Source organism: Kitasatospora sp. NPDC048298 (assembly GCF_043201465.1).
Taxonomy (GTDB): domain Bacteria; phylum Actinomycetota; class Actinomycetes; order Streptomycetales; family Streptomycetaceae; genus Kitasatospora.
On sequence record NZ_JBICYZ010000003.1, the window covers coordinates 167,333 to 193,165 of the forward strand.

The 25,833-nt window shown below is 73.6% G+C and carries 24 protein-coding genes; 11 read left to right on the forward strand and 13 right to left on the reverse strand.

Translation table 11 applies throughout. The features are described 5' to 3' along the window. Positions 1-331 precede the first annotated feature (331 nt). Positions 332-2,371, forward strand: coding sequence for a cholesterol oxidase substrate-binding domain-containing protein (locus ACGF0D_RS03655; protein WP_392913836.1), 2,040 nt, complete (start codon positions 332-334; stop codon positions 2,369-2,371). A gap of 33 nt (positions 2,372-2,404) precedes the next feature. Here the strand turns inward: ACGF0D_RS03655 and ACGF0D_RS03660 are convergent, their stop codons facing one another. Continuing rightward, positions 2,405-3,043 carry a helix-turn-helix domain-containing protein gene (locus tag ACGF0D_RS03660; RefSeq protein WP_392913933.1) on the reverse strand — a complete coding sequence of 213 codons (639 nt, stop codon included), beginning with the start codon at positions 3,041-3,043 and terminating at the stop codon, positions 2,405-2,407. A gap of 159 nt (positions 3,044-3,202) precedes the next feature. Here ACGF0D_RS03660 and ACGF0D_RS03665 point away from each other — a divergent pair, with 159 nt between their 5' ends. Together ACGF0D_RS03665 and ACGF0D_RS03670 are read left to right on the forward strand one after the other, a co-directional pair. After that, positions 3,203-3,940 (forward strand): AzlC family ABC transporter permease, encoded by a 738-nt coding sequence (locus ACGF0D_RS03665; RefSeq protein ID WP_392913837.1) that lies wholly within the window; start codon positions 3,203-3,205, stop codon positions 3,938-3,940. Then, a complete protein-coding gene (locus ACGF0D_RS03670; protein WP_392872766.1) occupies positions 3,940-4,248 on the forward strand; it encodes an AzlD domain-containing protein in 309 nt (102 codons plus the stop codon). Before ACGF0D_RS03665 ends, ACGF0D_RS03670 begins: the two co-directional genes overlap by 1 nt. 136 nt (positions 4,249-4,384) lie before the next feature. Here ACGF0D_RS03670 and ACGF0D_RS03675 read toward each other — a convergent pair whose 3' ends face one another. Together ACGF0D_RS03675 and ACGF0D_RS03680 are read right to left on the reverse strand one after the other, a co-directional pair. Continuing rightward, positions 4,385-4,711: a hypothetical protein gene (locus ACGF0D_RS03675; RefSeq protein ID WP_392913838.1), complete on the reverse strand. Its 327-nt coding sequence runs from the start codon at positions 4,709-4,711 to the stop codon at positions 4,385-4,387. Positions 4,712-4,784: 73 nt separating this feature from the next. Continuing rightward, a complete protein-coding gene (locus ACGF0D_RS03680) occupies positions 4,785-5,360 on the reverse strand; it encodes a GNAT family N-acetyltransferase (RefSeq protein WP_392913839.1) in 576 nt (191 codons plus the stop codon). Between the two features lie 89 nt (positions 5,361-5,449). Between ACGF0D_RS03680 and ACGF0D_RS03685 the strand changes: the two genes are divergently transcribed. The 6 genes from ACGF0D_RS03685 to ACGF0D_RS03710 all read left to right on the forward strand — a co-directional run bounded on the left by ACGF0D_RS03685 (position 5,450) and on the right by ACGF0D_RS03710 (position 10,983). Next, entirely contained in the window at positions 5,450-6,637 is a 1,188-nt protein-coding gene (locus ACGF0D_RS03685) for an acyl-CoA dehydrogenase family protein (RefSeq protein ID WP_392913840.1), read from the forward strand. A gap of 113 nt (positions 6,638-6,750) precedes the next feature. Next, positions 6,751-7,128: an ADP-ribosylation/crystallin J1 gene (locus ACGF0D_RS03690; protein ID WP_392872013.1), complete on the forward strand. Its 378-nt coding sequence runs from the start codon at positions 6,751-6,753 to the stop codon at positions 7,126-7,128. Beyond that, positions 7,125-7,472 carry a hypothetical protein gene (locus tag ACGF0D_RS03695; RefSeq protein WP_392913841.1) on the forward strand — a complete coding sequence of 116 codons (348 nt, stop codon included), beginning with the start codon at positions 7,125-7,127 and terminating at the stop codon, positions 7,470-7,472. The genes ACGF0D_RS03690 and ACGF0D_RS03695 overlap by 4 nt, the downstream gene beginning before the upstream one ends. A gap of 249 nt (positions 7,473-7,721) precedes the next feature. Then, positions 7,722-8,600 carry an alkaline phosphatase family protein gene (locus ACGF0D_RS03700; protein ID WP_392913842.1) on the forward strand — a complete coding sequence of 293 codons (879 nt, stop codon included), beginning with the start codon at positions 7,722-7,724 and terminating at the stop codon, positions 8,598-8,600. A gap of 339 nt (positions 8,601-8,939) precedes the next feature. Then, on the forward strand, positions 8,940-9,422 hold the full coding sequence (locus tag ACGF0D_RS03705; RefSeq protein ID WP_392872004.1) for a hypothetical protein: 483 nt from the start codon (positions 8,940-8,942) through the stop codon (positions 9,420-9,422). 262 nt (positions 9,423-9,684) lie between these two features. Next, positions 9,685-10,983 (forward strand): multidrug effflux MFS transporter, encoded by a 1,299-nt coding sequence (locus ACGF0D_RS03710; protein ID WP_392913843.1) that lies wholly within the window; start codon positions 9,685-9,687, stop codon positions 10,981-10,983. A gap of 143 nt (positions 10,984-11,126) precedes the next feature. On the opposite strand, the gene ACGF0D_RS03715 is transcribed toward ACGF0D_RS03710, so the two are convergent. The 10 genes from ACGF0D_RS03715 to ACGF0D_RS03760 all read right to left on the reverse strand — a co-directional run bounded on the left by ACGF0D_RS03715 (position 11,127) and on the right by ACGF0D_RS03760 (position 22,981). Further along, positions 11,127-13,184: a glycosyl hydrolase family 18 protein gene (locus ACGF0D_RS03715; RefSeq protein WP_392913844.1), complete on the reverse strand. Its 2,058-nt coding sequence runs from the start codon at positions 13,182-13,184 to the stop codon at positions 11,127-11,129. A 558-nt stretch (positions 13,185-13,742) separates the two neighbouring features. Further along, complete coding sequence (locus ACGF0D_RS03720) at positions 13,743-14,315, reverse strand: hypothetical protein (protein WP_392871995.1); 573 nt, start codon at positions 14,313-14,315, stop codon at positions 13,743-13,745. A 203-nt stretch (positions 14,316-14,518) separates the two neighbouring features. Continuing rightward, on the reverse strand, positions 14,519-15,463 hold the full coding sequence (locus ACGF0D_RS03725; RefSeq protein WP_392913845.1) for an ABC transporter substrate-binding protein: 945 nt from the start codon (positions 15,461-15,463) through the stop codon (positions 14,519-14,521). 44 nt (positions 15,464-15,507) lie between these two features. Continuing rightward, entirely contained in the window at positions 15,508-16,185 is a 678-nt protein-coding gene (locus ACGF0D_RS03730) for an ABC transporter permease (RefSeq protein WP_392913846.1), read from the reverse strand. After that, positions 16,182-16,850, reverse strand: coding sequence for an ABC transporter permease (locus tag ACGF0D_RS03735; protein WP_392871987.1), 669 nt, complete (start codon positions 16,848-16,850; stop codon positions 16,182-16,184). The genes ACGF0D_RS03730 and ACGF0D_RS03735 overlap by 4 nt, the downstream gene beginning before the upstream one ends. Then, positions 16,840-18,033: an ABC transporter ATP-binding protein gene (locus ACGF0D_RS03740; RefSeq protein ID WP_392913847.1), complete on the reverse strand. Its 1,194-nt coding sequence runs from the start codon at positions 18,031-18,033 to the stop codon at positions 16,840-16,842. The genes ACGF0D_RS03735 and ACGF0D_RS03740 overlap by 11 nt, the downstream gene beginning before the upstream one ends. A gap of 214 nt (positions 18,034-18,247) precedes the next feature. Beyond that, a complete protein-coding gene (locus tag ACGF0D_RS03745; RefSeq protein WP_392871981.1) occupies positions 18,248-18,634 on the reverse strand; it encodes a rhodanese-like domain-containing protein in 387 nt (128 codons plus the stop codon). Then, a complete protein-coding gene (locus ACGF0D_RS03750; protein ID WP_392913848.1) occupies positions 18,628-19,386 on the reverse strand; it encodes a cysteine dioxygenase in 759 nt (252 codons plus the stop codon). The genes ACGF0D_RS03745 and ACGF0D_RS03750 overlap by 7 nt, the downstream gene beginning before the upstream one ends. A 200-nt stretch (positions 19,387-19,586) precedes the next feature. Further along, positions 19,587-19,664: a putative leader peptide gene (locus ACGF0D_RS03755; protein ID WP_350736542.1), complete on the reverse strand. Its 78-nt coding sequence runs from the start codon at positions 19,662-19,664 to the stop codon at positions 19,587-19,589. Positions 19,665-19,801: 137 nt separating this feature from the next. Beyond that, complete coding sequence (locus ACGF0D_RS03760; RefSeq protein ID WP_392913849.1) at positions 19,802-22,981, reverse strand: hypothetical protein; 3,180 nt, start codon at positions 22,979-22,981, stop codon at positions 19,802-19,804. Positions 22,982-23,405: 424 nt separating this feature from the next. Between ACGF0D_RS03760 and ACGF0D_RS03765 the strand changes: the two genes are divergently transcribed. Both ACGF0D_RS03765 and hydA read left to right on the forward strand, forming a co-directional pair. Further along, a complete protein-coding gene (locus ACGF0D_RS03765; protein ID WP_392871972.1) occupies positions 23,406-24,248 on the forward strand; it encodes a nitrilase-related carbon-nitrogen hydrolase in 843 nt (280 codons plus the stop codon). A gap of 11 nt (positions 24,249-24,259) precedes the next feature. Continuing rightward, the gene (gene hydA, locus ACGF0D_RS03770) at positions 24,260-25,708 is read left to right on the forward strand and encodes a dihydropyrimidinase (RefSeq protein ID WP_392913850.1); all 1,449 of its coding nucleotides are present in this window, start codon (positions 24,260-24,262) and stop codon (positions 25,706-25,708) included. Positions 25,709-25,833 lie beyond the last annotated feature (125 nt).

Sequence of the window (25,833 nt, forward strand, 5' to 3'; positions counted from 1 at the left end):
TGGGGACACGCGGGCTCGGGACGCGTGGGCACGGAAGAGTTCGCGGACGAGGGCATGGCGGAGCCTCCGGCGGGCGGGTGGGGTGATCGTGATCAACCTATGCGCCCGCCGAGCGGGCGGGCAACCGAGTCCGGGCGAGGAGCGGGGCAGGTGAAACGGGTCCCCTGGGGTCGATCGGGCCGATCTCACTCGAAGGAGTGAGATCCCGGTCGGGCGCTTCAAACTGCCGTGCGCCCCTCCATACGCTCCGAACCGGGCCGGGCGGACTCCGGCCGGACCCGGATCGCCGCAGCTCGGCCCGGGGGACCAGGACGAGGGGGCGGAGACGCGGATGACCACAGGACACGGCCCGACGGGCGGAACGGGCGGCGGGGCGACACCGGACGGGATGATCCCGATGAACGCCCGGACGGACGCACCGGTGAGGCCCCCGACGAGCACCTCCGGGGGCCTCACCCGTCGGCAGCTGCTGGGTGCCTCGGCGGCGCTCGGCGGCGCGGCGTGGCTGCTGCGCGGCACCGTCGGACCCGACAGCGCCGAGGCGGCCGCGCCCGTACCGCCCGGACTGCCCGCCGGCACCGAGCTCTACCAGCGGGTCTTCCAGAACTGGTCCGGCGAGATCCGCACCGACCAGCTGTGGACCTGCGCGCCCCGCGCCCCCGAGGAGGTCCCGGCGCTGGCCGACTGGGCGCACGCCAACGGCTGGCGGCTGCGCGCCTCCGGCTACCGGCACACCTGGGCGCCGCTCACCGTCGCCGCCGGGACCCCGGAGAGCGCCCGGGTCCTGCTCGTCGACACCAGCCGGTACCTGACCGCCATCAGTGCCGACTCGGCCGACACCGTCCGGGTGCAGACCGGCGCCACCATGGAAGCACTGCTCGCCCACCTGGCCGACCGCGGCCTCGGCCTGACCGCCTGCCCGGCCCCCGGCGAGATCACCATCGGAGGCGTGCTCGCCATCGGCGGCCACGGCACCGCCGTCCCGGCCGCCGGGGAGGTGCGGCCGCAGGGCCACGGCTACGGCTCGGTCAGCAACCAGGTCGTCCGGCTCACCGCCGTCGTCCTCGACCCGGCCACCGGCCGCTACACGCTGCGCACCTTCGAGCGCTCCGAGGCCGACAGCGCCGCCTTCCTGGTGCACCTGGGCCGCGCCTTCCTCACCGAGGTGGTGCTGCGGGCCGGCGCCGACCGACCGCTGCGCTGCGTCAGCCGGCTCGACATCCCGGCGAGCGAGCTCTTCGCCCGCCCGGTCGCCGGAACGGGAGTCGGGGCCGGAGCCGGAGCCGGGAGCGGCGTGGGGAGCGGAGCCGGGAGCGGCGAGGGCGGTGGGCTCGGGGGTGTGCTCGGCGGAGTCGTCGGCGGCGTGCTGGGTGGAGTCCTCGGGACCGGGGGAGGCCCGCGCACCCTCGCCGACTTCGTGGAACGCGACGGACGGGTCGAGGCGATCTGGTTCGCCTACACCGAGTACCCGTGGCTCAAGACCTGGACCGTCACCCCGAGGAAGCCACTGGCCTCGCTGTCCGTCGACCACCCGTACAACTACCCCTTCTCGGACAGCGTTCCGGAACCGGTCGCCCGGCTCGCCGGCGAGATCGTCACCGGCGCCTGGGCCTCGGCCCCGCTGTTCGGCCAACTCCAGTACCTGGTCGCGAAGGTGGCGCTCACCGGCGACATCACGGACGTGCTGCTCTCCGGCGACCTGCTGCGCCGGCTGCTGAGCGGCGAGGTGCTCACCCACCTGCTCGCGGGTGGACTGCGCTCCGACCTCTGGGGCCCCTCGCGCACCCTGCTCCAGTACGTCCGCCCGACCACCCTGCGGGTCACCGCCAACGGTTACGCGGTGCTCGTCAAGCGCGCCGACCTCCAGTGGGCGGTCAGCGAATTCGCCGCCCACTACCGGGAGGTGCTCGCCACCTACCAGGCCCGGGGCGAGTTCCCGGTGAACGGCGCGGTGGAGATCCGAGTCACCGGCCTGGACGACCCGGCCTCCTCCGGCGCCCCCGGCGCCCGGCCCCCGCTGCTGTCCGCGCTGCGCACGCGCGCCGACCGACCCGACTGGGACACGGCGATCTGGCTGGATGTCCTGGCCTTCCCCGGCACACCCGGACTGGAGCGCTTCGCCCGGGAGTTGGAGCAGTGGCTGCTGCGCACCTTCGACGGCACCAGGGCGGGCCTGCGGGTCGAGTGGTCCAAGGGCTGGGCGTACACCGACGAAGCCGCCTGGTCCGATCCCGACCTGCTCGGCCGGGTCATCCCCGACAGCCTGCGGGCGGGCGGTGGGCCGGGCTGGGACGAGGCGGTCGCCGTGCTGGACCGCCACGACCCGCACCGGGTGTTCGGGAACCCCTTCCTGGACGGCCTGTTGAAGTAGTCTCTCGCGCCCACTCCAGGCATTGACGGTGCGTCAGATATGTTCCATGACGATCACCGCGAGGGTGTCGGGAGACAGTGCGCGGAACACGTGCGGAGCGTCGCCCGGGTAGCTCACGTAGTCGCCCGGGCCCAGCTCGACCGGCGCCTCGGTCGGCCCGACCAGCGCCCGCCCGGCACCGATCATCACGTGCTCGACGGTGCCGGGCATGTGCGGGTCGGAGGCCCTGGTCTCGCCCGGCTGTGCCTCGATCCGGTAGATGTCGCGCCGGGCGTTGGGCGGGCAGGAGGAGAGCACGGTGGCGGCGTAGTCGGCGCGCTCGGAGTGGGTCACCGGGCCCTCGCCGGCCCGGATCACCTTGACGACCGGGCGCGGCGGGTCGACGAGCCGGCTGAACGGCACGTTCAGCGCGACCCCGAGCGCCCACAGCGTCTCCACGCTGGGGTTGCCCGAGCCCGACTCCAGCTGGGACAGCGTGGACTTGGCGATGCCCGCGCGCCGGGCCAGCTCGGCCATCGACAGGCCGCTGCGCTCGCGCTCGCGCCGGATCGAGGCGGCGATCTGGCCGATCAGCTCGACACCGCCGGGTCCGCCGGGCCCGCCGGGGCTGCCAGTGCCGCTGGAGCCGCCGGCCCCGCCGGGGCTCGTGGCCGGGGTGGTCTGGTCACTCATGCTCGCCACTCACGCTTCCTCCTGGCCCCTTCCACGGCTCTCGGTGCGGCTGATGCCGCCGTTCATGCTGCCACGATCGGCCGAGTCGACCATCGTTCGCCCGATCGGTCTACCCGTTCGCCTTGACGAACGACGCCGAGGCGGTTCACTCTAATGAACATGCGTTCGCTAATCCGAACACTGGAGCGTGCCACCCTTCGGGACGTCGCTCTGGTCTGTCTGGCCGACGCCCTCGTCGGCGCCTCCTTCGGCGCGATCAGCGTCTCCGGCGGCCTGCCCCTCTGGGTGCCCGTCGCCCTCTCCGTCCTGGTGTTCGCCGGTGGCTCCCAGTTCGCGGCGGTCGGCGTGGTGCTCTCCGGCGGCGGCGCCCTCGCCGCGGTCGCCACCGGACTGGTCCTCAACGCCCGGCTGCTGCCCTTCGGCTTCACCGTGGCCGACGTGCTCGACGGCCCGTGGTGGCGACGCCTGCTGGGCGCGCAGCTGCTCACCGACGAGACCGCCGCCTTCGCCCTGCAGCAGGACGAACCGCGTCGCCGCCGGGCCGTCTACTGGCTCTGCGGGATCGCGCTGTTCGTGGTCTGGAACATCTCGGTGCTGCTTGGAGCGCTCGCGGGCGGGCTGATCGGCGACACGGACGCGCTCGGCCTGGACGCGGCCTTCCCCGCGGTACTGCTCGCACTCGTCCTGCCCTCGCTCGCGGACCGCCGCACCCGTACGGCGGCGCTGGTGGGCGCGGTGGTCGCGGTGGCGGCCACGCCGTTCGTCCCGGCCGGGCTGCCGGTGCTGCTCGCCCTCGTCGGGCTGCTGTTCGCCGGACGGCCGGCGGCGGGGAAGGCGGACCGGAAGGCGGCGGACGACGTGGGCGCGGTGAACGGGAAGAAGGAGGCGGTCCGATGATGCCGCTGTACGCGATCCTGCTGCTGGCGGCCGGAACGTACGCCTACCGGCTGGCCGGGCCGTTGCTCGCCGGCCGACTCGCCCTCTCGGAGCGACTGCGGCACCTGCTGGCGGTCGCGGCGGCGGTGCTGCTGGTGGCCCTGGTCGCGACCGGTGCGCTGACCCAGGGGCACGGCTTCGCGGGATGGGCCCGCCCGGCGGGCGTGCTGGTCGCGGGGGTGCTCGCGCTGCGCCGGGCGCCGTTCCCGGCGGTGGTCGTCGCGGGTGCGGCGACGACAGCGGTGCTGCGGCTGTGCGGGGTGGGGTGACGGCGGACGGATGACAGATGTCAGCTGACAGAGTTTGAAATCTGTCAGCTGACATCTGTCGGCTGTCATCTGTTCGCCGTCACCTGCCCGCCGCCGTCCGTCCGCCCTCATCCGTCCGCCCGTCACCGGCCACCGGTCACTGCTCCTCCCCGGCGCCCTCGGTCAGGCGCTCCGCCTGGACCTCCGGCCGCTTGCTGTCCCAGAGCAGCTCCCACACCTTGAACACGCAGTGGTAGTCGCGCATGCTCCCCTGTGAGATCAGCAGGTAGGTGTCCCCGTCGCGGAGCAGCGTCCGCCGCCGGCTGTTGAACGGGTGCTGCGGCGTGTAGGAGGGGACGAGCCGCTTCAGCTCCTCGACGGCCTCCTCCCGGCTGCCCTCGACCTCGGCCAGCACCTTGCTGCCCCAGGTCCGGTCGTGCCCGCTGCCGACCGTCTCCTCCACGACCAGCGCCCAACGTGCCATGTCCTGCCCCCGCTCCGTCCCGATAGGTCGTGCCCCGCCGGCCGTCACCCCGGCCGCCCGGCCCGTCAGCGCGTCAGCCCGTCACCGCGGCCCGGTCCGTCGGTGCCGCCCGGTCCGTCGGCGACTTGAAGAAGATGGTGGTCGGCCGGAGCGTACCCGTCGGGTCGGCCGCGAAGTCCGGCACCGAACCGACCCGGCTCCAACCGGCCGCCTCGTACAGCCGCTCGGCCGGGCTGCCGGTCTCGGTGTCCAGCACCAGCAGCCGGATGCCCAGCGCCACCGCCCGCGCCTCCAGGGCCGCCAGCAGCCGCCCGGCCAGCCGCTGCCCCCGGTCGGCCGGGTGCACCATCAGCTTGGCCACCTCGCCCCGGTGCCGGCCGTTCGCGGTGGTGGCCGGCCGCAGCTGCACCGTGCCGGCGAGCCGCCCGCCGACCCGGGTCCGCGCGGTCCACAGCACCAGGCGCCCGGCCGCGACGTCCGGGCCGAGCGCCCGCCACCACGCCGCGGCCTCCTCGGGCGCGAGCGGGGCGAGGAACCCGACCGAGGCGCCCGCGCGCACCGTCTCCACCAGCAGTGCGGCGAGTTCCTCGGCCGAGTCGTCCAGCTCCCCGGCCGTCAGCTCGCCGACCACGTACGCGTCGTCGGACATGTCGCCATCCTCACTCGTTCACGCCCGCCCACAGCCCGGCCGGGTGCGCGATACTCGCCGGTATTCCGCCGAGAGTACAAGGAGCTTCAATGACGAAGCCGACCCGGATCGACCCGTCCGACCTGCTCGCCGTCGGAGACCTGCTCTCCGACGAGGAGCGGCTGATCCGCGACACCGTCCGCCGGTTCACCGAGGAGCGCATCCGCCCGCACATCGGCGACTGGTTCGAGCGCGGGGTCTTCCCGGCCCGCGAACTCGCCCCCGAACTCGGCGCCCTGGGCGTGCTCGGCATGCACCTCGACGGTTACGGCTGCGCGGGCGCCGACGCGGTGGCGTACGGGGTGGCCTGCATGGAACTGGAGGCGGCCGACTCCGGGCTGCGCAGCTTCGTCTCCGTCCAGGGCTCGCTGGCCATGCGCTCCATCCACGCCTTCGGTTCCGAGGAGCAGAAGCAGCGCTGGCTGCCCGGCATGGCCGCCGGCGAACTCATCGGCTGCTTCGGCCTGACCGAACCGGACTTCGGCTCGGATCCGGCCAACATGCGCACCCGGGCGGTGCGCAAGGGCGGCGGGGGCGGCGACTGGGTGCTGTCCGGCAGCAAGATGTGGATCACCAACGGCGGCATCGCCGACGTCGCCGTGGTGTGGGCGCAGACCGAGGAGGGCGTGCGCGGCTTCCTGGTCGAGCGCGGCACCCGCGGCCTGACCGCCACCGACGTGCACGGCAAGCTCTCGCTGCGCGCCTCCGTCACCAGCGAGCTGGCCTTCGACGAGGTGGTGCTGCCCACCGACGCCGTGCTGCCCGGGGTGGTCGGCCTGCGCGGACCGCTCTCCTCCCTCAACGAGGCCCGCTACGGCATCCTCTGGGGCACCGTCGGCGCCGCCCGCGACTGCTACACCGCCGCCCTGGACTACGCCAAGACCCGGATCCAGTTCGACCGCCCGATCGCGGGCTTCCAGCTGACCCAGCAGAAGCTCGTCGAGATGATGCTGGAGGTCGAGAAGGCGTACCTGGTCGCCCTGCGGATCGGCCGGCTCAAGGAGCAGGGCGCGGCCCGCCCGCCGCACGTCAGCTTTGGCAAGCTCAACAACGTCCGTACCGCGCTGGAGATCGCCCGCAGCGCCCGGACCGTCCTCGGGGCCAACGGCATCACCACCGAGTACCCGGTGCTGCGGCACGCCAACAACCTGGAGTCGGTGCTCACCTACGAGGGCACCAGCGAGATCCACACCCTGGTCCTCGGCGAGGCCATCACCGGCGAGTCCGCCTACCGCTGACGGGCCCTGCTCCACCCCCGCCCTTTTCTCCCTGAACCTTCCCCCCCGCGGCCCCGCGCCGGCCCGGGAAAACCGGTGGCCGGGCCCGTCGCGGCCCGGCTACCGTCCCTGCCATGACCAGCCCGTTCGCCCCGACGCCGCCCCCGACCACCACCCTCTGGCGCCCCACCGGCCCCGAGGAGCTGGCCCTGGTCGAGGCCGCCGACTGGCGCGCCTGGCCGCCCCGCCTGCCCGAGCAGCCGATCTTCTACCCCGTCCTCAACGAGGACTACGCGATCCGCATCGCCCGGGACTGGAACGTCCCCGCCTCCGGCGTCGGCTACGTCACCCGCTTCAAGGTCGACACCGCCTTCCTCGCCCGCTACCCCGTGCAGCGGGCGGGCGGCCGGACGATCCTCGAACTCTGGGTGCCCGCCGAGGAGTTGGAGGAGTTCAACCGCCACATCGTCGGCCGCGTCGAGGTCGTCCACGAGTTCCGCCCGCAGCCGTGACGTCGCCCGCCGACGCCCCGGGCACGGGGGAGCGCGTCCTGCTCACCTCGGCCCAGCGGACCAGCACCACCGTCCCGCACGCCGAGGCCGCCGACGCCCTGCCCAGCGCCGCCGTTCTGGACGTCGGCCCGATTGCCGATCCGTACGACCCGGCGGACCACTGGGCCGTGGTCGAGGCGAACCTGCCCTGGCTCGCGCACTGCTACGCCGCGGACCCGGAGCGGGTCCTCGACGTGGTGCTGCGCGCCGCCCGACCGGCCGCCGAACTCGACGCGGCCGACCGCCGCTTCGTCCGGCCGTCGGCGACCGGCCGACGGGCAGCCGACCGCGAACCGGCCGGCTGACGGTAACCGACGCGAACCGACCGGCCGCGAGTGGACCAGCCGCGCGCCGACCGGCCGCGAGTGGACCGGCCGCGCGCCGACCCGCCGAGAGTGGAATGGCCGAGAGCGGAATGGCGACTTCCCGACACCTGGTGGCCACCCCGTGTTCGGTGGTGCGACGCCGACCGGTACGGCGGCCGGTGAAGCATGGCGCGGTCGGCGGCGCCCTCGGCGGGCGCGGCCGGGTCGCACGACCGAAAGGAACCGCCCATGTCCGCTGCCCAGTGGCCCCGCCCCCGCGTGCTCGTCGTCGGGATCGACGGAGTCCGCCACGACTACCTGGAGCAGGTGCCGATGCTGCGCCTGCGGGAGGTCGCCGAGGCCGGGTTCCTGGTGCCGGTCACCGTCGCGGACACCACGCCCACCATGTCCGGGCCGTGCTGGGCCACCATCGTGACCGGGGTCGAGCCCACCAAGCACGGGGTCTGGGGCAACCACCTGGGCGGCAACCGCCTCGACGTGTTCCCCGACTTCGCCACCCGCCTCGCCCGGGGCGACCGCCGCCGCACCTTCGTCGCGGCCGGCTGGGACCCGCTGATGATCAACGAGTCCGGCGGCCCGCTCTTCCGCGCCCCCGGCCGGCTCTCGTACATAGCTCCCGCCGAGGACACCCCCGAGGCCTGGGAGACGGTGGACGAGGAGGTCACCCGGGAGGCCGTCCACGTCCTCGGCACCGCCGACCCGGAGGCCTCCTTCGTCTACCTCGGCGCCGTCGACGAGACCGCCCACTTCCTGGGTTGCGGCGACGAGTACCGCGCGGCCATGCGCACCGCCGACGAGCGCCTCGGCCGCCTCCTCGACGCCGTCCGCGGCCGTGAGACCTACGCCGAGGAGCAGTGGACGGTCATCGTCGTCACCGACCACGGGCACGTGGACGCCGGCGGCCACGGCGGCCGTACGGCCGAGGAACGGACGGCCTGGGTGGCCTGCGCCGGGCACGACATCCCGGCCGGCCCGCCCACCGGCGAGATCCGCCACCCGGACGTCGCCGCGCAGGTGTACGCCTCGCTGCTGCGCCCGATCGACCCGCACTGGACCCTCGACGGCCGCCCGTTCCCGGTCGCCCGCCCGGTGCCGGCGTCGGTCTGAGACCCGGACGGCCGCGTCGGGCAGCCGCCGGTGCCCCGGGTGCAGCAGGTCGGGCTGCGGCGGCCCCGGGCTTCGGCGAGGCTCGATCGGGGCCCGGAACCCGAAGACCTCAGGGTCCCCGCCGACGGGCGTACGTCTGAAGGTGGAGACGCTACCCCGTGGGTCGGAGACAGGATCGCGACCTGGTGGTGACGATCCGACGGGTGCGGACGGGCCAGGATGGTTGCACCGGACGGCGGAGCACGCCGACCGGGCCGGCGGTGCCGCCTGAGCGGCCGTCGGCGGCGGAGACGAGCGGCAACAGCCGCACCGGTCACGACACGGAGAGGACAGTCGGGCATGAAGAGCATCGTGAGCAAGGTCGCGATGGGAGTCGCGGGCACCGGCATGGCCGTCGCCGTGGCGGCCGTGGCAATCGGCCCGCGGGTGTTCGACTGGTACGACGAACACCACCAGCAGCAGGGCTCGTACGAGACCGGCGTCCAGGCCAAGGCCGACCGCGGGTCGATGCCGAGCTGGCTCCCCGACAACGCCTCCGGGGTGAAGTACATGATGTCCACCAGGGGTGACGACCGCCTGCTGTTCGCCACCCTCCCGGAGGGCCGGCTGCCCGCCGGCTGCCACACCGGGCTGCCGGGCAAGAGCGCGCACCCGGTGCCGGAGGCGCTCAAGGCCGGCTGGTTCCCCGAGAACGTCGCAACCAAGGCCACCGGCACCTGCGGGCACTACAACGTGGCGCTGACCGGCAACCAGCTCTACGCGTGGCAGGACGGCGCGGCGATGCAGGCGGCGCTGCGCGCCGAGCACGTCGCCAGGCGCTGAGGCCGCCGAGCACGTCGCCAGGCGCCGAGGCCGGTGGCCGGGGCGGCGCGTCGCACCCCGGGGCACGGAGAACGCAACGGCCCGCCCGCACCTTCCGGTGCGGGCGGGCCGCCGTCGTGTGCGGGCCGCGGCGGTGGCGGACGATCCGCCCGGGACGCACGCCGACGGCCGAACAGTGCGCACCCCCGCTGTCGGAACCCGACCGGGCTGCGATAGGACGGAGCGCGAACGAACCCCACGTCACCCGTCCGTAAGGAGCACCATGCCCGGCCCGACCGTCGGCCCCACCGACGACACGTCGACCGCTGCCGCCACCACACCCACCCCCGCATCCGCCACCACACCCGCCACCGGCCAGGCCCGTCCCGGCTGGGCCGTGATCGCGGTCCTCGGCGGACTCACCGCGCTCGGCCCGCTCACCACCGACCTCTACCTGCCGGGCCTGCCCGCGATCGCCGACGACCTGGTCGCCCAGCCGGCCGCCGTCCAGCTCACCCTGACCTTCTCGATGCTCGGGGTCGCCGCCGGGCAGCTGCTCTTCGGGCCGCTCAGCGACCGCTTCGGGCGCCGCACTCCGCTGCTCGCGGGGCTCGTCCTCTACACCCTGTCGAGCCTGGTGTGCGTGTTCGCGCCGAACCTGTCGGTGCTGATCGCCGGCCGGTTCGTCCAGGGCGCGGCCGGCTCCGCCGGACTGGTGATCGGGCGCGCCGTGTCCCGGGACCGCTTCCAGGGCGTTGCCCTGCTGCGCTTCCTCGCCTCGATCGCCCTGATATCGGGGCTGGCGCCGATCCTCGCCCCGATCATCGGGGCGCAGCTGATGCGGTTCACCTCGTGGCGCGGCACCTTCGGCGTGCTCACGGCGCTCGGGCTGCTGCTCGCCCTGGTCTCGTTCGGCGTGCTGCGCGAGACGCTGCCGCCGGAGACCCGGGACCGCGGCGGGGTGGGCGCGGCCCTGCGGACGATGGGGGGGTTGCTGCGCAACCTGCCGTTCCTCGGGCTGGCGCTGACCAGCTCCCTCGCCTTCGGGGCGCTGTTCGGCTACATCAGCGGGTCGTCGACCGTGCTCCAGAACGTGTACCAGGTCTCGCCGCAGACCTACAGCCTGCTGTTCGGGCTGAACTCGTTCGCGATCGTGGTGATGACCCAGCTGAATGGGCGGGTGCTGGCGCCGCGATTCACGCAGCGGACGCTGATGCTGGGCAGCCTCGCGTCGGCGGTCGCCGCCGGGGTGGCGCTGGTGCTGCTGACGACGGTGTGGGACTTCGGACTGGCCGGCTTCTGTCCGCCGCTGTTCGTGATGATGGGCAGCCTGGGGGTGTTGCTGCCGAACACCGCCGCCCAGGCGCTCGGCCTGGTCGAGCCGAAGGTGGCGGGCACGGCGTCGGCGCTGCTCGGGACGGGCAACTTCCTGTGCGGCGCGGTGGTCGCACCGCTGAGCAGCCTCGGCGGTCGGCCGTCGGCGGTGCTGCTGGCGCTGGTGGTCCTGGTGTGCGGGGTACTGGCGACGGTGGCGTACCTGGCGCTGTGCCGCCCGGAGCGGATGCGAACGGCGGGCAGCTGACGGCGAGCCGAATACGGCGAACAGCGAACAGCGAACAGCGAACGGAAAACGGATGACAGCTGACAGATGTTGAAATCTGTCAGCTGTCATCCGTCGTTCGTCATCCGTCAGTCGTCAGTGGTCTCTCGCCACCCGAAGCGGACTCAGGCGATGGAGAAGTCGTCCCCGTACACGTTGCCCTGGCCGTACCAGCCGTGCAGGTACACGGTGACGGTGCCGTTGGCCCCGGTGGTGAAGGGGACGGACAGCTTGGTCCAGCCGGAGGAGTTGGCCCAGGCGCTGGCGGTGGCACCGCCGCTGACGCCGACGTAGGCGTAGTTGCCCTGCACCCAACCGCTCAGGGTGTAGCTGGTGTTGGGCTTCAGCGTGACGGTCTGCGAGCACTCGCCGGTCTGGGCGGCGGTGGCCGCGGCCTGGAGCGCCTTGGTGCCGGAGTGGACCGGGGTGGAGACCACGGCGCCGCCGCTCTGGCAGGTCCACGGGGCGAGGCTGCCGCTCTCCAGGTCGCCGTTGACCAGCCCGGTCGTCGGGCCGGTCCCGGTGACGGTCAGCGTGTAGGTCGCGCTGTGGCTGCCGGAGGCCCCGGTGGCCGTGACGGTCAGCGGGTAGGAGCCCGGGTTCGCGGCCGCGGTGGTGGAGATGTTGAGCGTGGCGCTGTTGCCGGCGGTGACGCTGCCCGGGGTGACGGTGGCGTTGATGCCGGCGGCCGGGACGGTGGTGATCGTGAGGTTGAGGTTCTGCGCCGAGCCAGCGGTGACCGCCGTCGCGATGGTGGCGGAGGTGGACGAGCCGGCCGCGACCGTACCGGAGGTCGGGTTCACCGCGACCGAGAAGTCGTTGCCGGGCTGGGTGCCGGTGACGTTCAGGGTGAAGGTGCTGGTGTGGCTTCCGGAGGCCGCCGCGCCGGTGACGGTGATCGGGTAACTCCCGGGCGCCACCGAGGAGGTGGTGCTGATGTTGAGCGTGGCACTGCTGCCGGCGGTGACGCTGCCGGGGGTGACGGTGGCGGTGACGCCGGCCGGGGCGCCGCTGACCGTGAGGTTGACGCTCTGCGCCGAGCCAGCCGTCACGGCCGTCGCGACGGTCGCCGAGGTGGACGAACCGGCCGCGACCGTGGCGGAGTTCGGGCTGACCGACACCGAGAAGTCGTTGTTCACCGTCGAGCCGCTGGTGAACGGCGCGAAGATGTGGGTGAAGTCCCAGGTGTTCTGGGAGATCCCGGAGCAGGAGTCACTGCCGGCCGTGCCCGGGCAGCCGCCGTTGTCGCGCTGGAGCGCCCAGAACGACAGCGTGTTGATGCCCTTGGAGACCGCCCAGTTGTACACGGTGGTGGCGTTGGCCACGGTGAAGGTCTCGGCCGGGCCGAAGTCGTCGACACCGATCATCTCGGTGATCCCGATCGAACCCCACAGCTGGGCCGGGGTCTTGGACGGGTAGAGCTTGGCGAGCTGGTTGTAGAGGCCCTGCGCGGAGGTCTGGGTGTCGGCCGCCATGTCGTGGGCGGCGTTGTCGTAGTAGTCGAAGGTCATCATGTTGACGACATCGATCCGCGCGTTGTTGCTGACCGCGTTCTTCAGCACCGCGAGCCCGCTGCTGGCCAGCCCGGAGGTGGTGGTGGGCAGCGTGTAGGAGAACTGGATGGTCCGGCCGTTGGCGGCGGCCCAGTCCTCCACGATCTTGATCGCCTTGTTGCGGCGGTCGATCCCAGCGGTGTTGGTCAGCGAGTTGTCCTCGATGTCGAGGTCGATCCGGCTGACGTCGTAGGTGGTGATCACGTTCTCGAAGGCGGCCGCGATCTGGTTGACGTCGGTGCAGCTGTCGGCCAGCTCGGTGCCGGTGTTGTCGGCGGTGTAGCCGCCGAAGGACGGGATCACGTCCCCGCCGTTGGCGCGGATGGTCGCGATGTCGGCGCCGAAGGTGGCGGAGGACACCGGCATCGAGGAGTCGCCGTTCCAGTACGGCGTGCAGGAGCCCTTGGTGGCGGTCTGGAGGAACGCCATGGTCAGGTGCTTGGCGCCGGACTGCGCGGCCAGCTGGGCCGGGCTCTGGCCGGTCCAGGCCTCGAAGTAAGGGGCGAAGACCCGGCTGGGGAGCGGGGTGGCGGCCTGGGCGGAGCTCGTCCCGGCGGCGACCAGGCCGGCCGAGGCGGCCAGCGTGGCGCAGGCCGTGAACACGGCCTGGACTGTTCGGCGAAGGCGCATGAATTCTCCAACAGACGTGGTGGGGCAGGACGTTGGGGAGGTGCGGCCGGTCCTGGAGGGGTCGGCCGTGTGGGGTCGGCCGTGATCCCGGGACCGGGTCGGACATCGGGAGTGCGTGCGTGAGTGCGGGAGTTCGGGCGTGCGAAGGCCCACCGACTCGCGCGGACGCGGGCGGCGTGCGGACGTGTGCGCCGTACGGAGCGGGGGTGGAGCGGAGCATGGCAGGGCAGTGCCTCAGCCGCCGGTGGTCACACCCCCACAGTGCATCCCGGTCGGATCGACATGCTTATGTTTGGACTAGACCACTGGTCTGTCAAGAGACCTAACAGTTCGTCAGCAGACGGTCCGCTCGGCGGAAGGGGGCGCTCTGGCGCCCGGGGCGGTGGGGATGCCGATGGCGGTGGGAGGCGCCGGAAACGAGAAAGCCGTGGCCGCGCACCCGACGAGGGGGCGCGGCCACGGCGGCCCGGCGCTCAGGACGCCGGGCGGTTCATGGTGTCGGGGATTCGCGGGCATGCGGACCCCCGGGTCGACGGGCGGGCGGGGCCGCCGTCCGGATCAGCGGCCCGGCGGGCAGAGCGTGGCGAGCAGCGCTTCGTTGATCTTCGCGGCGGTGTCCGGTCCGAAGCCCTGCGGGTGTGCGGCCGAGGTGAAGCGCTGGTTGGCCAGCTCGGTCAACTTCTGCTTGTCCTTGGGGAACTGGTAGATCGACTGGCACTGGTTGCGCGCCCGGTCCACGGCCTGGTCCGGCTTGCCGTCGACGATCGTCGGGTCGATCGCGTCCAGGGCGGAGACCAGCTTGGCCGTCAGGTCGGTGCCCGGCTTGGCGGGCAGTCCGGCGTCGGCGGGCGGCGCGGGCTTGGCCGGTGCGGGGGCTCCCGAGGTGCCGCCGTCGGGGGCGGGCGCGCCGGTGGCGCCGTCGGCCGTGGGGGCGGCCGAGTCGGGCGCGGGGGCCGCAGGCGTGGTTGCGGCGCCGGAGGGCGCGGCGGCCGAGGCGGCGGCGGTGGGGGAGCCGGCCGCGGAGGTGGCCTTGTCCGAGCCCGATCCTGAGCCCGATCCGGAGCTGGAGCAGGCAGCGAGGCTCACCGCGGCGAGTGCCGTGAGGGTGGCGGCGAGGAGACGAGTGCGCATGGCGCCCAGACTGTCATGTTCGCGGCGTAGAAGGGAAGGTCCCCCGATGGTCGGAGGGCGATCTCCGGAGCGACAGCGCGGCTGCCCCGGAGGAAGCTCCTCCGGGGCAGCCGAGGGCCGCGCCCGCCTACCGGTCGACCTGCCGACCGCCTGTCGCAGGCCGGACCCGCCGGCCCTGCCCGTCAGCCGTCAGCCGTCGGCCGTCAGCCGAGGCCGTTGGACTTCAGCCAGTCCTTGGCGACGGCCGACGGGTCCTCCTTGTCCACCGACACGCGCTTCATCAGCGCCGTCAGCCCGGCCGTGTCGAGCTTGGCCGACACGGCGTTGAGCGCCGCCGTCGCGGTCGCGTCCACGCCCGCCTTGTAGACCAGCGGGGTGACGTTCTGTGCGCCGAAGATGTTCTTCGGGTCGGCCAGCGGGACGAGCTTGTACTGGGCGATCTTCGGGTCCGTGGTGAACACGTTGCCGACCTGGATGCTGCCGTCCTTCAGCGCGTTCGCGGTGGTGTCGGCGGTGGGCTTCCACTCCTTGAAGGTCAGCCCGTAGACGTCCTTGAGCTGCTGCTCGCGGCGGGTCTTGAACTCCGGCGGCCCGCCTATGGTGAACTCGCCGCCCTTGGCGGCGAGGTCGGCGATGCTCTTGAGGTTGTCCTTGTCGGCCGTCTCCTGGGTGACGCTGAGCGAGTCCTTGTCCTCGGCCGGGGAGGAGTCGAGGATGCCCAGCGGGGCCGGCAGCGTCTTGGTGAGCGCCGCGTTCACGTCCTGGGTGGTGACGGCGGTGGACTTGGCGTCCAGGTAGGCGAGCAGCGAGCCGTTGTACTCCGGCAGGACGGTCAGGTTGCCGCTCTGCAGCTGCCCGTAGAGCACCTCGCGGCTGCCGATGTTGAACTTCTCCTGGACCTTGACGCCCTTGGCCTTGAGTGCCTGCGAGTAGATCGATCCGAGCAGGACGTTCTCCGGGAAGTTCGCCGAGCCGACGACGACGGTCGACCCGGAGCCGCCCGAGCCGCCCGCCGAGGCCGAGGCCGAGGCGCCCGCGCCCCCGTCGAGCGGGTTGCCGCCGGAGGAACCGCAGGCGGTGGCGCCGAGGGCGAGCGCGGCGAGGGCGCCGATGGCGGCGACGCGGCGGCTTCGGTTGATTGTCGACATGGTGACAGATGTCCTTCCGGAGTTGGAGAGGAGGGCGGACGGGGTCAGTTGGGCTGCTGCTGGACACGCACCCCGGGCGGGAGCGCGAACCGGGCGAGCAGCGCGAAGAACAGCTGGGCGGCGACCGCGAGCAGCACCACCAGCAGCGCGCCGCCCACGGTCACCGCGTACTGGCGGGTCGCCAGCCCGTCGATGACGTAGCGGCCGAGGCCGCCCAGGCCGACGTAGGCGGCCACCGTGGCGGTCGCGATGACCTGCACGGTCGCGGTGCGGAAGCCCGCCAGCAGGGTCGGCGCTGCCGAGGGCAGGCAGACCTGCCGCAGCACCTGGGGGTGGGTCAGCCCGATGCCGCGCGCGGCGTCCCGGACGTCCGGATCGGTGCCGCGCACCCCCTCGACGGCGGCCACCAGCAGCGGCGGTGCGGCGAGCGCGACCAGCGGGACCAGCACGGCGGTGTCGCCGACCCCGGCGAGCAGCACCGCCAGCGTCACCAGGCCGAGGGTGGGCAGGGCGCGGGCGGCGCCCGCGAGCGCGGTCACCGCGGTGACGCCGCGCCCGGTGTAGCCGATCAGCAGTCCGAGCGGGACGGCGAGCAGCGCCGCGAACAGCAGGGCCTCGCCGGAGAGCACCAGGTGCTCGGCGACCCGGTGCACGATCGAGTCCGGCCCGCTGAGGTGGTCCGGAGCGGTGAAGAAGTCGCTCAGCCAGTTCAGCCAGTTCACGAGCCGGCTCCCTTCTCCCGGACGGCCCACGGCGCGAGCAGCCGCCGGGCGGCCACCAGCAGCAGGTCGACGGCCAGGGCCAGGACGGCGATCAGCACGATGCCGGCCACGATCGGGGTCGGGAAGGTGCGCTGGAAGCCGTCGACGAACAGGTACCCGAGCCCGCCGCGACCGACCAGTGCGCCGACGCTCGCCAGCGAGATGCTGGACACCGCCGCGACCCGCAGTCCGGCGATCAGGTACGGCACGGAGGCCGGGAGCTCGACCGAGGTCAGCCGGTGCCACGGCCCGTACCCCATCGCGGTGGCGGCCTGCCGGACGTGGTCCGGGACGGCGCGCAGCCCGTCCACGGTGGTCGGCAGCAGCACGGCGAGGGCGTAGAAGGTGAGCGGGATCATCACGGTCGCCTGGGTGGCGAGGCCGGTGTACGGGATCAGCACCACGAACACGGCCAGCGAGGGCAGCGCGTAGACGATGTTGAACACGGCGGACAGCGGCTGGTACAGCCGGGGGTAGCGGGCGCAGGCCAGGCCGAGCGGGACGGCCAGCAGCAGGCCGATGAGCACGGGGACGAGGGCGATCACGGCGTGGTCGGCGAGCAGGTCGCCGAGGTAGCCGAGGTGGTCGCCGATCCAGTACCAGCGGACGATCGGTTCATCGTCCACCGTCGACTCCGTCCGCGCCTGCCGCGTCGTGCTGTCCGCCCGTGTCGTTCGGCCGGCTTCCGGCGCCGGCCGGGGACTTGTCGACGCGGACGCCCGGGCCGGCCTCAGACGAGTCGGGGCCGGAGCCGGAGCCGGAGCCAGAGCCGGAGCCGTCGGGCCGCAGCGCGGCGAGGACGGCGTCGCGGCTCGCCGTACCGGTGACCCGGCCGTCGGCGTCCAGCGCGACCGCGACCCCGGCGGGGGAGAGGACGGCGGCGTCCAGCGCGGTGCGCAGGGTGTCGGTGTCCGGGCGGAAGCCCGCCGTCGGGTGCAGTTCGGCGGTGACGGCGTCGCGGTCGATCCAGCCGATCGGGCGGCGTTCGTCGTCCAGCGTCAACTCCCAGCCGCCGTACCGGAGTCCTCCGTCCACGGGGCGGAGCTCGACGCTGTTCGCGGGGCGCAGGCCGAGGCCGCGCAGGCCCCGGTCGCGCCCGAGGAAGGCGGCCACGCCGTCGTCGGCGGGGGTGGTGAGCAGGGTGTGCGGGTCGGCCAGCTGGGCGATCCGGCCGTGCTCGCGGAGCACCACCACCTGGTCGCCGAGCCGGACGGCCTCCTCGATGTCGTGGGTGACGAACAGCACCGTCTTGTGCAGCTCGGACTGGAGCCGCAGCAGCTCCTCCTGGAGCCCGGCCCGCACCACCGGGTCGACCGCGCTGAACGGTTCGTCCATCAGCAGCACCGGTGGGTCGGCGGCCAGCGCGCGCGCCACACCGACGCGCTGCTGCTGGCCGCCGGACAGCTGGAACGGGTACCGCTTGGCGGTCTCCGGTGCGAGCCCGACCAGTTCGAGCAGTTCGGCGGCGCGGGCGCGGGCCTTCTTGCGGTCCCAGCCGAGCAGGTAGGGGACGGTGGCGATGTTGTCGATCACCTTGCGGTGCGGGAAGAGCCCGGCCTGCTGGATCACGTAGCCGATGCCACGGCGCAGCTTGGCGGGTTCCAGCTTCGCGACGTCCGTGTCGTCCAGCAGGACCCGGCCGGAGGTGGGCTCGACCATCCGGTTGACCATGCGCAGCAGGGTGGTCTTCCCGCAGCCGGAAGGCCCGACCAGGACGGTTATCCGACCGGTCGGGACCTCCAGGTCCAGGCCCTCGACGGCGACGGTGCCGTCGGGGTGGCGCTTTCCCGCGCCCTCGAATCTGATCACGTGGAGTTTCCTCGTCAGGGCGCCCCGGGGAGGTGGCGCCTGGGTCGTTCGGTCGTTCGGTCGGGTCGTTCGGTGACGGCAGTTTCTAGCGCCCAGGCGTACTTCCGCCCGCGTAGTTGCCCAGCTTTGGACCGGCGGAAACTCTGATCAGACTATGACCTGCATCATCTCCTGTCCTTGATTTACCGCCCCGGCACGCGGTGCGCCCGCGTGCTCAGCCGCCCTGACGGGTCGGCAGGCCGCTGGCCGCCCAGCCCACGAAACCACCGTCCAGGTCGGTCGCCCGATGGAGCCCCAGCTCGCGCAGGGAGGCGGCGGCCAGGCTGGAGGCGTAGCCCTCGGAGCAGACCACGATCACCTCGACGTCGTAGCCCGAGGCCTCGGGAATCCGGTGACTGCCCGTCGGGTCGAGCCGCCACTCCAGCACGTTGCGCTCGATGATCAGCGAGCCGGGGATCTCCCCCTCGGCCGCCCGCTGTGCCGCCGGACGGATGTCCACCAGCAGCGCGCCGTCCAGCTGGGCCTGGTACGCCTCTCGGGCGCGCGGCCGGTAGATGCCCTCCCGGGCCCGCTCCACCAGGTCGTCGATCGTGGTCACCACTGTTCGGGTCCTTCCTCGGAGGTGCGGACGAGCCCGCCGACCCGCAGGTCGTAATGCGCCATCGAGCTCAGCGGCGGCGAGTAGGCGTGCAGGGTGACGGCCGGGCCGGCGGCGGTGTTGCGCACGTCGTGCACGTACTCGGGGCCGAAGGCGCGGGCGGTGCCGGCCGGGATCCTCCGGATCAGCAGGCCCTGGTCCGGGCCGCCGAGGGACAGCTCCTCCAACTCGCCGAGGGCGACGGTGAACGCGCCGCGCGAGCCGCCGTGGTCGTGGAAACCGGTGGACTGGCCGGGCAACCAGCTGATCAGCCACACCTCGTGGTCCCCGTCGGCGGCCAGCCGCCGGTACCAGCGCTCCTCGGTGGAGAGGCGGACGTGGTGGATCCACTCCTCGGGCCGCTCGGCCAGCTCGCGGACGATGGTCCGCAGGGTGCCGGGGGTGAGCGGCGCGGGGGTGGACTCGGCGGGCGGCGTCGGTGGCGGCTCGGGGTTGGCGGCGGTGCTCGCGTTGCCCGCCTTGCGAGCCGTGCCTGCGTTGTCGGCGGGGCGCGCGGTGCCGGTGCCGCTGCCGGTGGCGGCGCGATGGGCGGTGGCGGTGGCGGTGGCGGCGCGATGGACGGTGCCGCTGCCGGGGGCGGCGCGATGGACGGTGGCGGTGGCGGTGGCGGTGGCGGTGGCGGTGGCGGTGGCGGAGTCGGGACCGGGGTCGGCGGCCGGTCGGGCGTCGGGGCTGATGCTCGGGCTCAGGCTCATGGGGGGCGTCCTCGGTTGCGGCGGGGAACGTCGGTGGGATGCGCCCGCCGTCCGGCGGCCGTGGACGGGCGCGGGCCGACGGAGCGGCCGGCCACGCACGGGTGCGCCGGGGCGGAGGCGGAAGTCAGGACTGCGGGTGCGATCGCGCGGCACGGGCCCTGGCAGACGTCACAGGGCGGGACCGGCGGGGAAGAGCAAGGTCAACAGGCACAGATGGAACTCGCCTGGCGTCGCAGATCGACGTGCAGGCGGCAGACCAGAGTGGTGCCGGATTCCATGCGCCGGATCCTTCCCGAGCGAACCGGACGAAGTCAAGCCGAGCCGACGGCCCGCCGCCGGTCACCGCCGGTGCCGGGCGGCCCCCTCGGCCACCCGCGGACCGTCCCTCGACCACGTGTCGACAACCCGTCGGCCGCTACCCCTCGGCCCGGCCGCGCGGCGCCGGTGGGGCAGTGGCCGACGGTGCCGGCACGGCGTCACCCGCCGGCTGCGCGGGCAGCGACCCGGTGGTGCTGCCCGGTGCGGGGTCGGCCAGGGCCCGCTCGACCAGCGGTGCGGCCTGTTCGCCCAAGTGGCGGCCGAGCGTCTGGTAGGCGTCGAACTGCTGGTGGTCGAACCACTGGTCGCTGGTGCGGTCGTTCGGGAAGGCCCGGTTCGCCATCGCGTAGGCGTGCAGCTCGTACGGCATGTCGGGAGTCAGCACCGCCTGGAGGACGATCAGTCGGCCGTGTCGGACGGCCCCGGGGCCCTCGCCCAGGTCGGGGTAGTGGATGTCCCCGGTGACCACCGCCCGGGCCGAGAGCCTGGCGGACAGCTGCGCCGCCAGCCCGCGCAGCGGCGGTCGGCGGCCCGCGCGGCCGTTCGCACCGGCGCCCGGGCCGCTGTCCGTACCGCTGTCCGGGCCACCGTCGGGGCCGTCGTTCGCGTCGTCGTGCGCGACGCCGCCCTCGGCGGGCCGCTCGGCGGCGCTGCCCGGGATCAGCAGCTCGGGCTCGTGCAGGGTGATGGCGACACCCAGTTCCTCGCGGGCCAGGGTGATCGCGGCGGCCAGGTTGGTGGCGTAGCCGGCGTCCCCGCTGGCGTCGATGCAGACCGCCGTGCGCACCCGGTGCCGCAGCAGCTCGACCAGCCCGAGGTTCTCGTAGTGGCCGCCGTCGGTGGTGAGCAGGAAGCGGTCGTCGGCCGGGAACCGCCCGATCAGCTCCCGCAGTTGGTACGGGAGGCGGCGGACGGCGGGCTGCGCGGAGCGGCGCCAGTCCGGCGGCCCGGACCAGTCCGGGCCGAGCACCGCGGGGTTGGGCAGCCAGGTGCCGAGACGGGCGTTGGTGACCGCGAACAGCCTTTGGTAGACCCGGGATTCCCGTCCCATCGCGGAGGAGAAGGCCGCGCCGGAGACGGCCATCGCCGACTGCACGGTGAGGTCCCTGGCGATGTGCGGCCGGGTGCGTCGCTCGAGCAGGTCGGTACGCGCGTACCCGACGTCCGGACCGCCCACGTAGTCGTACGAGAGCGAGAAGGAGACCGCCGGACGGCCCGGTGGCGTACGGGAGTTGCCCGACAGGTTGGCCGCCGCCGAGAAGATCACCTGCGGGAAGTCGGGGCGCCGGGCGCCGTAGTGGCTCAGCCAGGTCTGCTCCCGGAAGAAGTGGTACGGGCGGGCCAGCGAACGGCCGCCCTCGGTGACCCGTCGGACCGCGAACGCCGAGGCCAGCCGCAGTCGGTAGAACGGGTGCAGGCTCATCCAGGTCTGGTCGAGGTTCAGCCCGACCGCGACGAGCAGCAGCGGCAGCAGCACCTGGACGGCGGCCGGCCAGGCGTACCCGGTGGCGACCGCCCAGCCGAGGGCCAGCAGCGCACCCGCCGTCAGCGCCAGGAGGGCGGACCACACCACGAGGGTCTGGGGGAGGCTGGCGGCGCGGACGCCGCGGGGCCGGACCGCGCCGCTGCCCGCCGCGCCGGCCTCGCCCGGTGCGCCGGCACCCCGGCCGGGCACCCGGCGGTCGCGCCAGAGTATGCCGAGCAGCAGTGCCAGGTAGCTGAGCGCCAAGGTCAGGCCGAGCCCCGCGCCGGTCAGCTGCGGCCCCGCGGCCAGGGCCTGCTGGAGCCGCACCGCGCCCCAGGCCAGCCCCGGCACCGCCAGCACCCCGACGGCCAGCAGGGCGGCCAGCCCGAGCAGGCCGAGGTTGACCCGGCGCAGCGCGCGTGGCAGCAGCGCCTGCCAGCCGAGCGACGGGAAGGCCAGCAGCCAGAGCAGCCAGCACCCGGCCGCCGACGCCAGTAGGGCGCCGAGGGCCGCGAGCGCCGGCGCCCGGAACTCCAACGGCCCTGCGACGGCCCCGGCGTGGCGCAGCCCGGCCGCCGCCAGCCGGCCCATGTCGGTGAGCGGCACGGCCCGGTAGAAGCGGCTGAGTCCGAGGCCGAGCGTCAGGACGGCGGCCAGCAGCAGGGTGAGGGCGGACAGCAGGCCGCGCAGCAGTGTCCCGAGGGCGACCAGCCATTCCCCGGCGCCGTCGGCGACGTACTTGCCGTGCCGGCGGAGGTGGTCCTCCTCGGGGGAGCCGGGCTCCAGCACGGTGTCGGCCGTCAGGCCCGAGACGGAGCGCACCGGGCTGCCGGGGGCCGAGTCGCTGAGTGCGAGCTGGAGCGCGCCGACGGTGTAGCCGCCGCCCGAGACGGAGACCAGGTAGCGGGCCCGTTTCAGCCAGGGCCGCAGCGACTGGAGCGCGCCGAGCGTGACGCAGGCGGAGCGGATGCCGCCGCCGGAGGCGCAGAAGCCGAGCTCGGCGGGCTCGCGGCCGGGCGGCACCCGGGCGGCGTCGCGCCAGTGGGCGTGCCGGACGGGTGCTTCCCGGGCGTCGGGTGTGGCGCAGGCGCCCGGCGCGGCGTGGGCGGGTGGCGGGGCGGCGTGCCGGGTGGCGATCGGCCAGGGCGGGATCAGTGCCGGCCGGTCGGGGGAGTCGGCGCCGAAGGCCTTCGCGTCCACGTGCGACGGCCGGAGCCCGCGCACCGCCCGGGTGGCCGTCACCAGCAACAGCCCCGCGGCGGCCGCCCCGGCGGGCAGGAGCAGCAGCCACTTGACGGTGGCGAGCGCGGTGGCGGCGGCGAAGGGGGCGTCGGAGCCGCCCGCGCCCGGGTGGAGGCCGTCGAGCCCCGCGCGCAGCAGCGCGTCCTCGCCGAGGTCGCAGCAGGCCGCGAGCAGCCCGGCGCCGCCGACCGCGAACGCCCGCGGCCGCCGGCGCGCCGGCCCGAGCACGTACCCGCCCAGCAGCGCCGCGGCGGCCAGCGTCAGCCCGTAGCCGCCGATCAGCCAGCCGTCGGCGCGCAGGGCGGCCAGGTGGTCCGCGACCCGCCCGCCGACCACCGCCTCGGCTGCCGCGCGGGAACCGGCCAACTGGAGGGCGACGTCCCGTACGGGCGGTGCCTGGCGGTGGAAGAGCAGCCCGCCGAGGACGAGCGGCAGCAGCGCGCCGAGGGCGAGCAGCAGGCCCGCCCAGGCGGGCAGGGCGGGCGGCCGTGCCGTGGGGGCGCCCGCTGCCGTGGGCGCCGTGCCCGTCGGTTCCGCCGATCTCGCGGTGTCCGCCGCGGAATTCCTCACCACCACACCCCCGCTTCGTCGGCCCGATCCCCCGTGACCGGGCCGTTAACTCGTAGGAGACCACGGCGAACTGACGGTTTGTAGTGATCCACGACGATGTCCACGCGGGTCTTACCCCACCATCGCCGATTGCGCACCAGGAGTGCCTGGTTTCACTCGAACGAGTAAGAGGGCAACTCCCGGGGTAGATCAGCTTTTCATCCCACCCGGGACCGTCCGCGTGTCCGCGCAACAAGATCGCCCCAGACGCGTTTCAGCCGACGTATTGTCAGGCCACCGAGGCCGGGCCTACCGTCTACAGATCGCTTTCTACGCACGTAGACCCAGTGGTTCCCCGAGCGGAACCGCGGGTCGGACCAGCCCCGTCAACCCTCAGACCGCAGGCCCGACCGCACGGCCGGGCCGCGGAGTTGCGGAGGTACCCATGTCGCAGATCGTCCGTGCCGCGCTCGTCCAGACCCGCTGGACCGGTGATCAGGAGAGCATGATCGCACTCCACGAGCGGTACGCCCGCGAGGCCGCCGCCCAGGGCGCGAAGATCATCGGCTTCCAGGAGGTCTTCAACTCCCCGTACTTCTGTCAGGTCCAGGAGGCCGAGCACTACCGCTGGGCCGAGGCCGTTCCCGACGGCCCGACCGTGCGCCGGATGCGGGACCTCGCGCGCGAACTCGGGCTGGTGATGGTCGTCCCGGTCTACGAGGAGGAGCAGACCGGCGTCTACTACAACACCGCCGCCGTCATCGACGCCGACGGCAGCTACCTCGGCAAGTACCGCAAGCACCACATCCCGCAGGTCAAGGGCTTCTGGGAGAAGTACTACTTCAAGCCCGGCAACCTCGGCTGGCCGGTGTTCGACACCGCCGTCGGCAAGGTCGGGGTGTACATCTGCTACGACCGCCACTTCCCCGAGGGCTGGCGCGCCCTGGGCCTGGCCGGCGCGCAGATCGTCTACAACCCCTCCGCCACCAGCCGCGGCCTGTCCGGCTACCTCTGGCAGCTCGAACAGCCCGCCGCCGCCGTCGCCAACGAGTACTTCGTCGCCGCGATCAACCGCGTCGGCACCGAGGAGTACGGCGACAACGACTTCTACGGCACCTCCTACTTCGTGGACCCGCGCGGTCAGTTCGTCGGCGACGTCGCCTCCGACAAGGAGGAGGAACTCGTCGTCCGCGACCTCGACCTCGGCCTGATCGAACAGGTCCGCCAGCAGTGGGCGTTCTACCGCGACCGCCGCCCGGACGCCTACGGGCCGCTCGCCGAGGCGTGAGGAGCAGCGCGATGACCACCAGCGACGCGCGGACCGCCCGCGGCCCGCACCAGCGCACCGTCGTCCGCGGCGGCCTCGTCATCACCGCCACCGAGGAACTCCACGCCGACGTCCTGATCGAGGGCGAGCGCATCGCCGCCCTCGCCGCCACCGGAAGCTCCGCCGCCGAGGCCTGGACCGCCGACACCGTCATCGACGCCACCGGCCACTACGTCATCCCGGGCGGCGTCGACGCCCACACCCACATGGAACTGCCGTTCGGCGGCACCGCGGCCTCCGACACCTTCGAGACCGGTACCCGGGCCGCCGCCTGGGGCGGCACCACCACCATCGTGGACTTCGCCGTCCAGCCGGTCGGCGGCTCGCTGCGCGAGGGCCTGGACACCTGGCACGCCAAGGCCGAGGGCAACTGCGCGATCGACTACGCCTTCCACACCATCGTCTCCGACGTCAACGACCCGGTGCTGAAGGAGATGGACGCCCTCGTGGACTCCGGCGAGTCCACCTCCTTCAAGCTGTTCATGGCCTACCCCGGCGTGTTCTACAGCGACGACGGCCGCATCCTGCGCGCCATGCAGCGCGGCGCCGCCAACGGCGGGCTGATCATGATGCACGCGGAGAACGGCATCGCCATCGACGTCCTGGTCGAACAGGCACTCGCCGCCGGGAGGACCGCCCCCCGCCACCACGGCGAGGTCCGCCGCGAACTGCTGGAGGCCGAGGCCACCCACCGGGCGATCAGGCTCGCCCAGGTGGCCGGCAGCCCGCTCTACGTGGTGCACGTCTCCGCCGCCGCCGCGCTCGCCGAACTCGCCCGGGCCCGGGACGAAGGCCTCAACGTCTTCGGCGAGACCTGCCCCCAGTACCTCTTCCTCTCCACCGACAACCTCGCCGAGGAGGGGGCCGACGGCTTCGAGGGCGCCAAGTACGTGTGCAGCACGCCGCTCAGGCCGCGCGAGCACCAGGACGCGCTCTGGCGCGGACTGCGCACCAACGACCTCCAGGTGGTCTCCACCGACCACTGCCCGTTCTGCTTCGTCGGACAGAAGGAGCTGGGGCGGGGCGACTTCTCGAAGATCCCCAACGGCCTGCCGGGCGTCGAGAACCGGATGGACCTGCTCCACCAGGCCGTGCTGGACGGGCACATCAGCCGGCGTCGCTGGGTCGAGATCGCCTGCACCACCCCGGCCCGGATGTTCGGCCTGCACCCGCGCAAGGGCACCATCGCCCCGGGCGCCGACGCCGACCTGGTGGTCTACGACCCCACCGCGGTGCAGACCGTCTCCGCCGCGACCCACCACATGAACGTGGACTACTCGGCCTACGAGGGCCGCCGACTCACCGGCCGGGCAAGGACGGTGATGTCGCGCGGCACCGTCGTGCTGGACGACGGCCACTGGCTCGGCCGGGCCGGCCACGGCACCTTCCTGCGCCGGGACACCTGCCAGTACCTGCTCTGACAGCCCCTCCGCTTCCCGCCCCTCTCGTCCCTCTCGTCCCTCCCGTCCTGAACGTCCGCCCGCCTCTCCCGCTCTGAACGTCCACCCGCCGCCGCCCGTGCGCTCGTAGCTCCGACCCGACCGGC

Excerpts from the sequence above, each read along its gene's own strand:
- ACGF0D_RS03655 (WP_392913836.1), top strand. The coding sequence starts at position 332 with ATGACCACAGGACACGGCCCGACGGGCGGAACGGGCGGCGGGGCGACA.
- ACGF0D_RS03660 (WP_392913933.1), bottom strand. The coding sequence starts at position 3,043 with ATGAGTGACCAGACCACCCCGGCCACGAGCCCCGGCGGGGCCGGCGGC.
- ACGF0D_RS03665 (WP_392913837.1), top strand. The coding sequence starts at position 3,203 with ATGCGTTCGCTAATCCGAACACTGGAGCGTGCCACCCTTCGGGACGTC.
- ACGF0D_RS03670 (WP_392872766.1), top strand. The coding sequence starts at position 3,940 with ATGCCGCTGTACGCGATCCTGCTGCTGGCGGCCGGAACGTACGCCTAC.
- ACGF0D_RS03675 (WP_392913838.1), bottom strand. The coding sequence starts at position 4,711 with ATGGCACGTTGGGCGCTGGTCGTGGAGGAGACGGTCGGCAGCGGGCAC.
- ACGF0D_RS03680 (WP_392913839.1), bottom strand. The coding sequence starts at position 5,360 with ATGTCCGACGACGCGTACGTGGTCGGCGAGCTGACGGCCGGGGAGCTG.
- ACGF0D_RS03685 (WP_392913840.1), top strand. The coding sequence starts at position 5,450 with ATGACGAAGCCGACCCGGATCGACCCGTCCGACCTGCTCGCCGTCGGA.
- ACGF0D_RS03690 (WP_392872013.1), top strand. The coding sequence starts at position 6,751 with ATGACCAGCCCGTTCGCCCCGACGCCGCCCCCGACCACCACCCTCTGG.
- ACGF0D_RS03700 (WP_392913842.1), top strand. The coding sequence starts at position 7,722 with ATGTCCGCTGCCCAGTGGCCCCGCCCCCGCGTGCTCGTCGTCGGGATC.
- ACGF0D_RS03705 (WP_392872004.1), top strand. The coding sequence starts at position 8,940 with ATGAAGAGCATCGTGAGCAAGGTCGCGATGGGAGTCGCGGGCACCGGC.
- ACGF0D_RS03710 (WP_392913843.1), top strand. The coding sequence starts at position 9,685 with ATGCCCGGCCCGACCGTCGGCCCCACCGACGACACGTCGACCGCTGCC.
- ACGF0D_RS03715 (WP_392913844.1), bottom strand. The coding sequence starts at position 13,184 with ATGCGCCTTCGCCGAACAGTCCAGGCCGTGTTCACGGCCTGCGCCACG.
- ACGF0D_RS03720 (WP_392871995.1), bottom strand. The coding sequence starts at position 14,315 with ATGCGCACTCGTCTCCTCGCCGCCACCCTCACGGCACTCGCCGCGGTG.
- ACGF0D_RS03725 (WP_392913845.1), bottom strand. The coding sequence starts at position 15,463 with ATGTCGACAATCAACCGAAGCCGCCGCGTCGCCGCCATCGGCGCCCTC.
- ACGF0D_RS03750 (WP_392913848.1), bottom strand. The coding sequence starts at position 19,386 with ATGAGCCTGAGCCCGAGCATCAGCCCCGACGCCCGACCGGCCGCCGAC.
- ACGF0D_RS03755 (WP_350736542.1), bottom strand. The coding sequence starts at position 19,664 with ATGGAATCCGGCACCACTCTGGTCTGCCGCCTGCACGTCGATCTGCGA.
- ACGF0D_RS03765 (WP_392871972.1), top strand. The coding sequence starts at position 23,406 with ATGTCGCAGATCGTCCGTGCCGCGCTCGTCCAGACCCGCTGGACCGGT.
- hydA (WP_392913850.1), top strand. The coding sequence starts at position 24,260 with ATGACCACCAGCGACGCGCGGACCGCCCGCGGCCCGCACCAGCGCACC.